General features: G+C 37.2%; 12 protein-coding genes. 1 reads left to right on the top strand and 11 read right to left on the bottom strand.

Features of this window, described 5'->3' with window-relative positions; genetic code table 11:
- Positions 1–60 precede the first annotated feature (60 nt).
- The 3 genes from ACZ48W_RS07905 to ACZ48W_RS07895 all read right to left on the bottom strand — a co-directional run bounded on the left by ACZ48W_RS07905 (position 61) and on the right by ACZ48W_RS07895 (position 4,894).
- Complete coding sequence (locus tag ACZ48W_RS07905; RefSeq protein ID WP_464827802.1) at positions 61–2,805, bottom strand: RecB-like helicase; 2,745 nt, start codon at positions 2,803–2,805, stop codon at positions 61–63.
- A gap of 120 nt (positions 2,806–2,925) precedes the next feature.
- Entirely contained in the window at positions 2,926–3,450 is a 525-nt protein-coding gene (locus ACZ48W_RS07900; RefSeq protein WP_464827801.1) for a transposase, read from the bottom strand.
- 115 nt (positions 3,451–3,565) lie between these two features.
- Positions 3,566–4,894: a hypothetical protein gene (locus ACZ48W_RS07895; RefSeq protein WP_464827800.1), complete on the bottom strand. Its 1,329-nt coding sequence runs from the start codon at positions 4,892–4,894 to the stop codon at positions 3,566–3,568.
- 188 nt (positions 4,895–5,082) lie between these two features.
- Between ACZ48W_RS07895 and ACZ48W_RS07890 the strand changes: the two genes are divergently transcribed.
- Positions 5,083–6,402: an IS1380 family transposase gene (locus ACZ48W_RS07890; RefSeq protein WP_464827799.1), complete on the top strand. Its 1,320-nt coding sequence runs from the start codon at positions 5,083–5,085 to the stop codon at positions 6,400–6,402.
- 371 nt (positions 6,403–6,773) lie between these two features.
- Here the strand turns inward: ACZ48W_RS07890 and ACZ48W_RS07885 are convergent, their stop codons facing one another.
- The 8 genes from ACZ48W_RS07885 to ccoN form a co-directional block, all read right to left on the bottom strand.
- Entirely contained in the window at positions 6,774–9,131 is a 2,358-nt protein-coding gene (locus ACZ48W_RS07885; RefSeq protein WP_464827798.1) for a PD-(D/E)XK nuclease family protein, read from the bottom strand.
- A gap of 180 nt (positions 9,132–9,311) precedes the next feature.
- Positions 9,312–9,860 (bottom strand): FixH family protein, encoded by a 549-nt coding sequence (locus ACZ48W_RS07880; RefSeq protein ID WP_464827797.1) that lies wholly within the window; start codon positions 9,858–9,860, stop codon positions 9,312–9,314.
- Positions 9,847–10,476, bottom strand: coding sequence for a hypothetical protein (locus tag ACZ48W_RS07875; RefSeq protein WP_464827796.1), 630 nt, complete (start codon positions 10,474–10,476; stop codon positions 9,847–9,849). Before ACZ48W_RS07875 ends, ACZ48W_RS07880 begins: the two co-directional genes overlap by 14 nt.
- A 123-nt stretch (positions 10,477–10,599) precedes the next feature.
- Complete coding sequence (locus ACZ48W_RS07870) at positions 10,600–10,836, bottom strand: DUF4006 family protein (protein WP_464827795.1); 237 nt, start codon at positions 10,834–10,836, stop codon at positions 10,600–10,602.
- A 3-nt stretch (positions 10,837–10,839) separates the two neighbouring features.
- Complete coding sequence (locus ACZ48W_RS07865; RefSeq protein ID WP_464827794.1) at positions 10,840–11,727, bottom strand: c-type cytochrome; 888 nt, start codon at positions 11,725–11,727, stop codon at positions 10,840–10,842.
- Positions 11,724–11,942: a cytochrome c oxidase, cbb3-type, CcoQ subunit gene (locus ACZ48W_RS07860; RefSeq protein ID WP_464827793.1), complete on the bottom strand. Its 219-nt coding sequence runs from the start codon at positions 11,940–11,942 to the stop codon at positions 11,724–11,726. Before ACZ48W_RS07860 ends, ACZ48W_RS07865 begins: the two co-directional genes overlap by 4 nt.
- 9 nt (positions 11,943–11,951) lie before the next feature.
- Positions 11,952–12,617, bottom strand: a complete 666-nt coding sequence (gene ccoO, locus ACZ48W_RS07855; protein WP_464827792.1) for a cytochrome-c oxidase, cbb3-type subunit II — start codon at positions 12,615–12,617, stop codon at positions 11,952–11,954.
- Positions 12,618–12,628: 11 nt separating this feature from the next.
- Positions 12,629–14,095, bottom strand: a complete 1,467-nt coding sequence (gene ccoN, locus ACZ48W_RS07850; protein ID WP_464827791.1) for a cytochrome-c oxidase, cbb3-type subunit I — start codon at positions 14,093–14,095, stop codon at positions 12,629–12,631.
- Between the last annotated feature and the right edge of the window lie 216 nt (positions 14,096–14,311).

Here is a 14,311-nt window from a genome sequence, read left to right as displayed (position 1 = left end):
TAATTATTCTTTTGTGGACGGATTGTACCCACTTAACCTTAAAATTTATTTAAATTCAGTTTAATTTAAGTTTAGTATTTCAATTCCTTCTTCCAGAAGATAAACAATCAACCCTTCTGTTCTTTTTCCTGTGAGATTTGTAATGGCTTTTTGATAATACCCTACTTGATTTTGATGTTTTAACGCATACTTCTTGGAACTCTTGTAATCTACAACCAAACAATGCTCGTCATACTCCAAGAGCAGATCTATCTGTTTCAATTCTCCCTCGAAACTGAGCGACTGTTCTTTACTTATCTTCGCTCCATCAAGTATCTGCTGAAACGCTTCATATTCTATCAAATTTTTGACACGCTGTTCTATTTGCCTTATGCTATCAGCAGTCAATTGTTGTCCATAACGATTTTGCAAGGCAATCATCGCAGAACACAAACCCACCTCATCAAAGCTGCCCAACATCTCCAAGGTATAATGCAAAGCCGTACCAAACAAGATAGCCTCATAATCCTTCTCTTCTTCCTTCTCCTCTGCCTTAATATCTTGTGTACCATAGTTGGAGAGAGTTACATGTTGAGCTTTTTCAGACTCCAAAGGGTCAACACAGGGGTTGACCCCTACACTATTTTCCAATGCACCTACAGACATTTGCTCCATATTGATTTCATCAAATATAGACTCTTTAGGCTTTTTAACCACTATCAAGCCTTCCACTGCACGGGTCAAAGCCACATAAAGTACATTTTTTCTGTCTTTAAGTGCAGAAGCTTTTCGCTCCTCCATGATAGAGGCATACTCAGCATCAAAATTTTCTCTGCCTTTAGTACGATAAAGTATTTTATCGATGTACAAATTATCATTATAGTGATACATTAACGATGCTTTATCACTATTTGGACGCGTAAGCTTGTCCAGCAGGATGACATACTCAAACTCCAACCCTTTAGAACCGTGGATCGTCATGATCTGTGCTCCATGCACAGTGTTGGCAGCCACTGAAATACTGGAAGTTTCAAACTCTTCTAAAAACGTAGGGATGTCAGAAAAGTTAGATGCAAACTCTAAAAGTTTCAAAATATTCAGATCATTATTAAAATATCCGAATTCCCGTACAAGCTTATCCACTATTTGCAAAGGGCTCATGAAAGCGGAGAACCAAGAAGTATCTACATCATCCAAAGATTTACCTACTTTTAAAAGCAATGCCTGTGCATCTATCTTCTCTCCATAGAAGAGGTAAGAGACCATTGCTACAAGTGCCGCGATCTTTGGCATATTTTTCAAAGAGCTGGAGGTTTTTAAGAGTGTGTCTATACCTTCATGCTCACATGCCTCCTGCAGAGCCTGACCATCTTTATTGGTGCTGACCAGAAAGGCTATCTCATTGACATTCACACCCAGTTCCAGTAGCCTTTTGGCTTGTTTGACTGCTTCATCTATGGGTGCTTCAGACTCTACTACTTCAACATACCCCTCACTAGCCCCCTCTTTGCTCTTTTGTGGAACATACCCCTGCATAGTAGGCTCAAACCATCTGTTTACCTGCTCTACGACATTTTTAGAACTACGGTAGTTGGTATCCATCTGCTCGATCTTTACACCATAATGTTCTGCCACTTTATCAAACAGCTCCTCTACCCCTCCACGGAAACGATAAAGCGACTGCTTTGTATCTCCCACATAAAAGAAACTCTTAAATTCACTCTGTCCGTGTCCGGCAAATATCTCATCTATGAGTGGTTTAAGGAGCAGGAATTGTAATGTAGAAGTGTCTTGAAACTCATCAAGCAAAATGTGTTTGAACTTAGAGTCTATTTTAAAATACAGAAACTCTTTAGAGATACTCTCATGCAAAAGCCTATGGGTAAAATAGGTCAGATCATCAAAAGTCAAAACACCTGAAGACTTTGCATTGGTAATGGTCGCATTTTTATAGTAATCATAGATTTTGAAGAGGTTATGCAAAACGATGGCTTCTCGAGCCTCTGCCCATTTAGCCAACACTTCTTTAAGTTTTAAAAACTCTTCATCTATAGTAGGATTTTTTTCTACATATTTTTTATAATTTCTAGCTTCTAACAGTGAATCATTTTTAAATATATCTCTTCCAAACAGATCTTTTACTTTACGTGGAATAAAATTATTAATGGCAGTTTGAGATGCTCCTGATACGATTACCAATTTCTCTACTTCTGACCTCTGTCTATCTACTTCATTCTCTATATTGCTTAATGCTACTATTTGAGTATTGGCTTTGGGTAAGAGTGGATCAACCTTATAAAAGTTCTGCATCAAGTCAAATATCTTCCCAAAGCGTTTGTCTTCTATGTCCATAGCCAGCTTTACAAGCGAAGAGAGCAGACCTTCAGCCTGTACCTCTTCAAGAAAATGCATTTCCAGCTTTTCATCACCCTGCTCTTTGGTCACAAAATCAGGCTCCAATCCAAGCTCCAAAGAAGCCGAACGCAAAATGGAAGAGAAAAAACTGTCAAGTGTGACAATGTAAGAACTGTTAGCCAAAAACCTTGCCAATACTTCAGGCTGTTTTGCCAACAGGACCTTACGTGAGAGTCCCGTCTGCACACAGATAGCCTCTGTAAACGCCGCATTATCCTCATCATCCAAACCACGCAAAGAGTCCACCACCCTCTGACGCATTTCGGCGGCTGCCTTGTTTGTAAATGTTGCAGCCAAAATACTGCTTGGAGACTCACCCATAAAAAGCAATGAAATATACCGCACAGAAAGTGCAAAGGTTTTTCCGCTGCCTGCTGAGGCAGAGTAAGCCAAGAATGGTTTAAAACTCATAAACAGCCTTGCTCTTCGGAAGTGATGACTTCAGTCTCATCCCACAATCCAAACTGCAAGGAAGCCTTATATACTATAATAGCCATAACTTTTAGTGGGACTAAAGTCTCCACTTCCTTGTTATTCATAGCATCCATAAAATCTCTCCTTAGCATCATATAATCCAACTTTTACAGCATTATACTTTATATATTCATACACCAAAGCAAAATGCTTTTCATCTCGTATAAGTTTATCAAAATAATCACTAGCCCACACTTGACCTTCTTGATTAAATAGACTATTTACAATACGAGCAGAACCGCCTTTGAGTATCTTCATTATATTTTTTAATTCATCATTTTGTTTGAACAATATGTGAATGTGATTTGGCATTACTATCAAAGATATCAAGTCATACATCTTTTTATCATAACTTCTAAAGTACTTTTGAAGATCCAATATTATTTGTCCATTCAAAAATGCTCCGTTTTTTGACCTGTCTAGGTAGGTGTCTATCTTGTACTGTTTTAGTTTTTCTGTTTCTGTACTTATGTATAGCTTTTTTAAGTAGCTATCTATGCTTTCTTTTGTTCTAAAGGTTACAAATTGATAGTGGTCTTTTACGTCTATGTGTGGTAGGTTTGAGTGTTTTGTTTTTCTCAATCTTTAACCTTTATATATATTGGAAGTGGAGACTTCAGTCCCACTAAAGGGCAAAGCCCTTATCCAGGAAGTGATGACTTTAGTCTCACCCCACAATCTAAACTGCAAGGAAGTTTTATGCTTTTGTTTCAGCCATAGCTTCTGGTGGGACTGAAGTCTCCACTTCCTTGGTTTGTTTAGGGAGGATGCCTGTTTTAATGAAATTAGATATATCTTCATAAATATTTTTTTCAATATCTCTTGCAACAAATAGTTGATACCCAAACTTTAAAATGTTTCTCATTTCATTATAATTATCATCTATTTCTTTTAGAAGTATATTTTGTATAGGAGTTGTTATTCGTGCCTTTATTGCTTGAGAAGTTTCTCCTGAAACATATTTTCTTATATCACTAAAAAAACTTGATATTTTTTGCTGAACAACTATCTTACTATCCAAATCTTTATATACAAATCTATTTATAAAAAAACTATTAATATCTGAAGAATAATTTATTTCATCATAATTTACACACTGATTATTATAATCTGTATTTGGTTCTCTAATTGCAGATAGTTTATAATAACTCAAAATAAAATGATTTTTTATAAAACAAATAGTATTTAAAACTAAGGTCCTCAATACACCATCATTATACTCCTTCTCAACCCACTCCAAACAATTATCCAAGATCTGAATATATATCCGAGCATTTAACTCTTCTGTCTCTTTTATAGCTTTCAATATTTCTTCTTTGTAGCTATCTAAACGTTTATATTTTTCATGACTATCATATATAGTGCGAAATAGCTCTTCAATTTCTGGTTTGAAATAAAAAAACTTGTTAACCGTCTTTTCTTTTACTGCTTTAAAGACCTTTTTCTCTACACCTTCAAAAACATCGCTATTTAAAATAATAACTATTTTACAATTCATATCTAATGCTAATTGAGCAATGAACCCAAATAGATCATTTAAATCTATATGCTTAGATTTTCTTTCAAAGTCATCAAAACAAATAAGACCACCATCTACTAAAAATGATTCTGATTCATCTATTTTCTTACCCTCAAAAAAACCTTCTACAACATCACCCATTGCTCCAATATTAGCTCTTACTCCATATGCAGATACAGACAATAATCGACTTCCAAAACCAAAAGCTGAAATTGCACGTTTTGCCAATTTATTTTCTTCTTTTATACTCTCATAGGCTTTAAATAATATCTCGTTTTTAATAGACTCAATATTATCTTTTCCATACAAACTAACATAAATACAAGCTTTATTATTGGCTTTTAGCTTCTCAGACAATACTGGTTCAATTTCATTCAACCAAAAGTGTGTCTTCCCAGAACCCCAAGCACCAGACAACATAATAGTTTTCCCATTATTATCAGGGTTCAATAAAAACCCATCATCCCCATTTATCAGATACTCTTTTAATTCTTTAGTTGTAGACATAAAAATCCTTAGAATTATAATTGTAACAATGATACCACTTATTTAAAAAGATACAAAAAAAATCCCAAATCCCGAAATAGAAAAACAAAAGAATAAGTGAAGATGCCGTAAAATACGAAGAAAGCCAGAGAAAAAGCCCACTCAACGCTTTCACCCAATGGGTGAGCTTTTTCCAGGAGGATAAAAGTATGGCACAAAGTGTTTTAAATTTCACTGTAGAGAGCACCGAAGAGAGACTGACACCCAGAGCAGGAGAGGCAGTCTTTGGAGAGTTTTTAAAAGCAATCAAGCTTGATCGGTTATGCAACCGATATCTTCCTTTACCTAAAAGTAACCGAGGCTACGATCCTTATACCTTTATCCATTCACTTGTTCTAATGTTACACAGTGGAGGCAGATATCTGGAGGATATCCGCACCCTTCAGACCGATCACGCACTCCAAGAACTACTTGGGATAAAGCATATTCCCACAGCAGACAGTATCGGCAAATGGCTCAAACGCTCCGGCAAAGTCAAGATGTCGGGGATGGAAAAACTCAACCGTACCTTGCTACAACGCTATCTTCGCAGAATAGATGAACCTTTGGTGCTTGATATTGATGCAACCGTGATAGAAAGCCATAAATCTATTGCGTTTACCACCTATAAAATGTTCCCGGGATTTACTCCCATCATTGGGCATCTTAATGGCGGCTATGTGATTCATCAGGAGTTTAGAGCCGGTAATGTAGCACCTGCTGATCATAATCTTGCATTCGTCAAACAGTGTGAAGCACAACTTCCCAAACATCGAAAACTCTCCTATCTGAGAGCCGATAGCGCTTCGTATCAGTCATCACTGTTCAATTATTGCAATAATCGTAATATCATCTATGTGGTAGGCGGGCATCTTGACAGGAGTGTACTGACAAACATTGAAACAATTGATTCCTGGGAACCCCTTAGAACAATAAAAGGTACCGCACATCATCTCAAAGAAGAGGTAGCAGAATTTTACCACACGATGCAGAATACCGATCATGCCTTTCGTATGATTGTGATTAAAAAAACCACCACCCCATTGCTGCATGGCATGGAGGCGTTTCTAAGCCAGGAAGAGAAGCTGGCACTCGCTTCTGAACGTTACAGTGTGATTGCCACCAATGACTTGGAGAAAACAGCTGAAGAGATTGTACGCTTTTACCGACAACGGGGTGATACCAGTGAAAACCGAATCAAAGAACTGAAAAACGGGTTCAATCTGAAGTACCTGCCAACTTCAGACTTTCAAGCCAATGCGCTCTACTTTCATATCGGTACATTGGCATACAACCTGTTCATACTCTTTAAACGTATATTACATGTCAGCTGGCAAAAACACACCATTCAAACCATTCGCTATAAACTGTATCATATTGCAGGTAAAGTAGTCCATCATGCTCGCCAAATCGTGCTTAAAGTCAATGAAGCGTTTGTGGATATCCTCAATCACATACGGCATCAATGCTATTTGCTCAGTTTAGAGTAGCAACTTCACCACTGCGGCATTCCCTTTATCATTTCTTCTTCAGACAAAGTGACAGGATAGCTATGTCAAAAAATCAGGAAAATGGCTTTAAAAAGAGTATTTGACGCACCACTTTGTTGACATAGGGATACAAAGAGCTCTTTTAAGCACACTTTTTTACAGTTCGGAGACAAAAACGGGTTATAGTCTCTCAATTTTTATGAAATGAATTTTCTATTTCGGGATTTGGGAAAAATATGTCAAATTGACATATTATCTCGGAAGTGGAGACTTCAGTCCCACCTCACAATCATAGATTTTTAGAAGTTTTATATAACTTGCTATCAGTTTAAACTTTCTGTGGGACTGAAGTCTCCACTCCATTCTAAGTATCAGAGATACGTTCCTCTTCCGCACATCAAAGTAAACTCACAGTACTTACATTTCTGCAGATCTTCACATTTTTCAGCTACAAAACTTTTTGTCTGTTTTAACTCTATGATATGTTCTGCCAAAAGTGCATTCTTCTCTTCCAAAGATGTTATCTCTTCCATCTCACCGTTCTCTAATATTTTTATAAAAGCCAGAGTGATGTTTTGGTATTTTGAGCTAAGCATATGGTGATAAATACTCATCTGAAAATCTGTCAGTTTCTCTAAGTTCTTAGATTTATTTGCCTCTTTCGTTGAGCCACTTTTGTAGTCTAACACAAGTGTATGTGTAGCATTTTGGTCTATGCGGTCTATGCGTCCTTTGAAGCGTAAACCACCTATATCACCTTGGAACTCTTTTTCTCTCTCTACTACTTTCCAGTCAGCCTTAAAATGTTCTATTTGTCTCTCAACAAACCCTTTTAATTTCTCTTTCCATAAAAGTTTTTGGTAGGCTATCTTCGCGTCATCTTGTGGCAATAGCTCGTCTATCAGTTTATGAAGTGCTTGAGTCATTTCCTCTTTTGAGTCATAGCAACTTTGCTCTCTATAGAGATGATCTAAGAGTGTATGTAGAAACAAGCCCTCTATGAGCTCATCCCCTTTTTTCGCTTCTATCTTTTGGATATAACGATAGTAATACTTTCTTTTACACTCCAGGTAGGTTTTGAGTCTTGACGCTGACCATGTAACGGCTTGTGCATCAAAGTTTTCAACCACAGGCTCATTCTCATCTATGAGTTGTGATGATTGTGCATAGAGTAGATCAAACTGGGCTTTTGTTTGTTCTGCTTTGTCCAATCCCAACTCATAAAGGAAGTTTGAAGGAAGTTTGTTATCACTGGTGCTGTAAAGTATAACTGCTTGTGAAGCTTGTTCCAACAGACGCTTGTAATACTGTTTCTGTAAGGCTTCTCTGTCATTTTTAGTAGGAAGGTTTGCAAAGGCACGCACAGAAGAGTTGAGAAACTGATCTTTGCTGGATGTAGCAGGCACCACACCCTCATTAAAATCTACGATCACAATACCCTCAAAGCTCACACCTCTGGTCTCAAGTACACCCATCACCGTGATCTTACCCCCTCTCACATCATCAAAGGTAATTTTTGAGAGTGTTTTAAGCCATAAAAAGAGCCACTCTTTTATGGAGAGTTTTTGGATTTCAAATATCTTTAGGAGATGCAGATACTTTTCATATACTTGTTCGTTAACTTTCTCTTTTTTCTCTAGAGACTCCAGTGGAATATCCAGCAATTCCAGTCCATTGAGTAAGGTAAAGAATGTTTTTATATCTACTGACTTGGAAGGGGTTATCTTCTCTACCTCCTCAAGTTGAAAGCCGTAACGCTCCAATAACTTCTTATTCTGGGCATCAAAGCTTTTCCAATATCCATAGAGTGCTTCCAGTGATTTGTAGATTCGTCCATTACTATAATCATACCCCATCGCAAAGTTTAGGTTGTTGTGTGTATCAAAAAGAGTAAAGTGCTCTTTAAAACTCTCATCCGGCAAGATAAGTGCAATCTTTTCCGGCTCTATGCCTGAACGTACCATCTCTTCTATTTTTTCAAATGCAATAGCGATCTGTTCTTCACGCTCTTCCACACTAAAGACTGAAGCATTGATATTTGCGCTGTTACTCTCCTGCTCTATGATCTTTTTACCTGAAAAATCAAAAGATATATGCGCATCATTGGGTAATTTCAGACCATATGCTTCAAAACGTTCTTGCATTTTTTTGTTGAACTTACTTGTCGTATAATGTATGATAAGTTGTGTCTGCTGTGATACTTTTTCTAAAAGTGCCAACTCAAAATAACTCAAGTATCCCTCAAGATGGATCTCTATGGTTTCATAACTTTGTAAAAAAGCTTCATTGAGTCTGTAAGAGCCTGGTATGAATGCTTTATCTGTAAATCCTTTCTCATCAAGAAGTTTCCTGTAATTGTTTAAAAGTGTCTCCAGGATAGACAGATGGGCTTCAAACTCTGCATAAGCATCTGCCTGGGCTAAAGTTTCAAAACCTATATTTTCCACTGCCAACTCTTCAAAGAACTTAAAGAGTGCATCACTTTTGGTAAAAAACCGTACCAAATCCCGATTGACATTCAAAGTATCAAAAGCCTCAAAACGTGCCGCTTCTCTAAGCAGTAAAAGACGCTGTAAGGGATCTATCTGTATTCTGTTTTCTATGAGTATGGCACGCTGTTCAAACTCATCCATACGCATGAGTGCAGGAAGAAATCCATCTTGCTCTTTATGCTGGGAACTTACTGTTCTTAATGCTCGTGATGTGGGGTAAATATGGAGTTGATTCATGAGAAGAAGTATAACATAGAACCCGATACAAAAAGGGGAAATATGTCAAATTGACAGATAATTCATAATGAAAAGAGATTATCTTATTAAAGTTTCAGCCGTCGTGGCTTCGCTTCGCTACGACCACTTTGGTTCCACCCCTGCTAACGACAAGCAGTTGTCGTTAGCTTAACGGGTCTCTCATGGTTTTAAATAAGCAGAAATTTGTGAGTACCCTATAGTTTCACCAACTTTTGCTCTTAATTGTAAAGTATATCTGCCTGGTTTTGTGATATTGATATCACCTATACGGAATCTACCCTCTTCAAACGGAATATTCTCAACCAGTTTATCATCTTTAACTGTATGCGGTCTTGTAAGCAGAAATGTCACATTGGCATCTGAAACTGCTGTACCGTCTTTTTTTAAAATAGTATAGTTAAATATGTTTATTCCCTGTTTTAACTTTACGGGATCAACCTGACGAACCTTACTGTTCACATTATCTTTCATAACCATTGTCTCTACACCAATAATATTGATATCATAGTTTTTATCAAATGCGATCTTTCTTTCCATGATCTCATTGATATTCATATCTGCGATCTGATACTTTAACATATATTCATTTGACTCTTGCACCGGCAGAGATGATGCAGACTTTACTGTCCAGTAGCTCAGTGTGATACCAACTATAAGAAAGCCAAGTATCATATGTGGCCAATAGGTTTTTTCTTTATTGTTTGCCATTTTTTATCCTCATAAATATCGGTCTAAAAATAAACATCCAAAATACCAACAGTGCACCAATAATCACAATAACTTTCAGCACCGTAATAATATATCGTGTTTCGTTTGGAAGCGTGGTTGTCATCTCAACATTTTTTGAATCAGCAATCTGGTCTGCCAATTCGGAAAAACCTTGTACCACGCCAATATTGTACTTATCTTCTATACTGTTTTTATCTTTTGCTGCTATTACATCGATCGTTGCATCCATGACATCACTTTTATCATAGAGTAACACCAATTCTTTACTTGAAGGAATGAGTGCTACTCTACCTTTTGTTCTAGATTTTGCGGTAATCACTGCATTGGGTGCAAATATCAGCATCACATAGGGCTTGCTTAGGTTAGCTTCATACTTCTTACTATATGCTACCAAATTGAACTTCTCAGGGAAGTTTTCATTAGTGGCGACTACATACCCGTTAATAGCTGTTTTAGATAGCAACTCATCTGCCATTTGCTCAATTAGTTTTGAAGCTTCAGGTTTTAAAATGTCATCTTTGAGAATATGTGTTGCGTTCAGAAGAAGTGGAAGTAACAAAGCAAGCAAGGCGAACCTTACTTGAACTTTGAACATATAATTATCCTATAAAAAGATGGTTAGGGGTAAGTACTGCCCATGCTGTATATACAGCAAAAACAACCATACTCCATCCCAATACTTTATCCATAATTGTAATCATTTTTTATCCTTTATGAATTACTTAGCATCTACAAATGCAAAGTTTGCATTTTCTTTACTATTTGCTTTTACATTATCCAAACTACCGGTAATAGGTGTTGGATCATAGTAATTACTGGCACTGCCTTGTTGTACCCCAATACCCCATACTGTCAGGAAGACAAGGATACTTAGCAAAAGTACAGTTGCTATCAACATACCTGTTACACCATTGAGACCAAATACGGCTCTATTTGTATTTTCAGTTGCTGCCATCTTTTATCCTTTTAACGTTTTAATGTATGTTGCAAGCGCTTTTATCTGCACAGGAGTCATTCTGTCATGGAATGCCGGCATTGTACCAAGTGCACCTTTTTTACCATTTTTAATAACATTTGTAATAAGTGCTTCATCATAGTCAGCGATATTTGCTGCCATACCATTCATACCTTTACCATCTGCTCCGTGACAACTAGCACATGCTGCAAAAGCTGCAGGCTGTTCACCTTTCATACCACCGGCAACATAAGCTGCAATATCTTCAGCATCTTGACCTGTAGCCATCATTGGAGGCATTGCACCCCTCGGATAACCCAACTGGTTAGAACCTTTTTCGATTACGTCAAGTACTTGTGCTTTACTCATTCTAGTTGTAAAGTCATGTGCTTTACCGGAAAGACCATCACCTGTTGTACCATGACATGGTGCACACTGCACTAGGAAGATAGACTCACCCATTTGCTGAAGTGTTGCTGCATCAGCATTCTTATGCACTGCTTCAAACTTAGTATTATAAGCTTTTACCTCTTCATTATATTGTCCGATCTGACTAAATGCATTGACAGGATATCCTGAAATCATATACCACATAGCCCAAATCGCAGTTCCTAACCATGAGTATGCCCAACCACTAGGAAGTTCATTTAAATACTCACCGATACCATCCCAGTTCTCATCAGCAAGTTTACCACCTGATGTATCTGTTTTCATCTGGTTGATATATTTGATAGATACACCTACTGTAAGCCCTGCAATCGCTATAGCACCAATTATCGTAATTATATTGATAGGATCACTCAAATCAATGTTCATAGACTTCACTACATAAATCGTAGCTGCTATAAGCACTGCTGCAAAGAGAAGTCCCTTTATCATTAACGCATTCATTTATTTTGCTCCTTGTTTTCACTTGGGCTTGCGGAACTATCATTGATAGGTTTGCTGTCGATCTCATCATCCAAAGCAATTTTTCCTAACTTTTCATAATCCTTTTCACCCTTTTTTTCACTTCTATAAAGGTATATAATATACCCATACAACACCATCACTAAAACAATGGTCATAAAGAAACTGGCATAGCCTTGAAGTTCTCTAATATCCATTTTTTCTCATTACTTTAATCTGTTAAGGTACGCAATAAGTGCAACAATTTCAGGAATATTCCCTGCTGCAACTGCATCTTTAACATTCTGATTTTTCATATCAGCAGTGATCTTTTTTGCTTCATCCAAAGCAGCAGCTTTTGCTTCAGTCCATGTTCCCAGTTTTACACCATTTGGTGTATCATAAGGTGTATTGAATACTTTTTTAACAGTTAAGGCTTCAGCATAAGCTGTTTCAAGGTCTGCAATATTTGTAAACTGATGTTTATATGCTGGCATAATAGACTCAGGAACTACAGATTTTGGATCCCACATATGGTTTTCATGCCAATCTGTTGTACGGTAATTACCGATACGGTGAAGGTCCGGACCTGTTCTTTTTGAACCCCAAAGGAATGGTCTGTCATAGGCATACTCTCCAGAAAGTGAATACTGACCATATCTGTCAGTTTCTGCTTTAAATGGACGGATAAGCTGTGAGTGACAAGCAATACATGCATCTTTTTTATAGACTTCTTTACCTGCAAGTTCAAGTACCGTATAAGGCTTAAGCCCTACTACCGGTCTTGACGCTTCAGCAAAGTTAGGCAGAATCTCAATAAGACCTGCAAACGCGATAACCAAGAATACTCCTACTGCAAAGAAGAATGGATTTTTTTCTAACCAATGAAACATAACCTACCTCCTTATGCCATAGGTGATCTAAACTGTGGTTCTTCAGAAAGCTCTCTGGAAGAAGTCATAGTTTTATACATATTGTAAGCGAACATCAAGAATCCTGTTAGGTAAAGTACACCTGAAAGTGCTCTGATCGCATAGTAAGGGTGAAGTACGGTAACTGTATCGATGAAACTATACATCAAGTTACCATACTCATCAACTGCTCTCCACATCATACCTTGTGTGATACCTGCGATCCACATAGACGTAAAGTAAAGAACAACAGCTGTTGTTTGAAGCCAGAATTGTGCTTCCAAAAGCTTTTTAGAGTAAATCTCTCTTTTGAACATTCTTGGAGCCATATGGAAAAGACCTGCCATGATCATAAATACAACCCAACCAAGTACACCATCATGAACGTGTCCAGGAATCCAGTCTGTAAAGTGTGCAATTGCATTAACCGACTTGATCGCTTGAATAGGACCTTCAAGTGTTGAAAGCATATAGAATGTAGATGCAAGTACCATGAATTTGATCAGTGGGTTTTCAGTTAACTGGTTCCACTCACCTTTCATAGTAAGGAGCATGTTGATCGCTGAACCCCATGAAGGAAGAATAAGTACTACTGAGAATACTGATCCCATTGTTTGCATCCAATCCGGAACTGTTGACCATAAAAGGTGGTGAGAACCTGCCCAAAGGTAAATAAACATCAATCCCCAGAATGAGAGAAGTGATAATTTATATGAGTAGATCGCTTGACCAGACTCTTTTGGAAGGAAATAATAAATCATCGCAACGATAGGTACTGTAAATCCAAATGCAACAGCATTATGTCCATACCACCATTGTACCAATGCATCATTTGTACCTGAGTACATAGAAACCGAGTGCATGATATTACCAAGTCCGCCAGATACAAAGTATGTCGGTACTGCCATGTTGTTGAAAAGGTAAAGCATAGCTATCCCCAAGAATGTAGCAATGTAATACCATATAGAGATATAAAGTGCTTTTTCTCTTCTGATACCGATAAGCCCAAAGACAGAGACACCCCAAAGTACCCATATAACAACAATAACAACATCTATTGGCCACTCATATTGTGCATACTCTTTAGATTGAGAATAACCTAAAAGAAGACTTATTGTAGCTAAAAGTGCCCCAATAAAATAGAGCCAAAAGTGAAGTTTACCGATAAACATTAAAAACTTAGACTCTGCCATAGAAACTTTAAGTACTCTCTGCCCTACATAATAGAATGTAGCGAAAACCCCACTTACGGTAAATCCAAATATAACAGTATTTGTATGAACTGGTCTTAGTCTTGAAAAAGTACCATATTCACCCAATAAGTAGTTTAATTCCGGAAATGCCAGTTGTGCTGCGATGAGCGTACCAATTAACATACCTAAAAATCCAAACAAAATCGTTGTATAAGTAAACAATTTTGCTACGGAATAATCGTATTCCAATGCTGCGTTTGATTGCATGCATACCCCCTTGTAAAAAATTCTATGTTGTAAAATGACAATATTTGACAACATTCGACTTTATTATAGGTTTTTTTTTCACATATAAAGCTTAAAATAATAAGAGGTAAAAAAGATTTGTTAAATTATGTTTAACAATGTAGAAAAAATTATCGCAAACAGCCTTATAGTCGCAAAAATTCAAGATTTATATAGGATAAAATTACTCCTATATAA

The organism is Sulfurovum aggregans (assembly GCF_055385215.1).
This window is presented reverse-complemented; position numbering and strand designations above follow the sequence as displayed.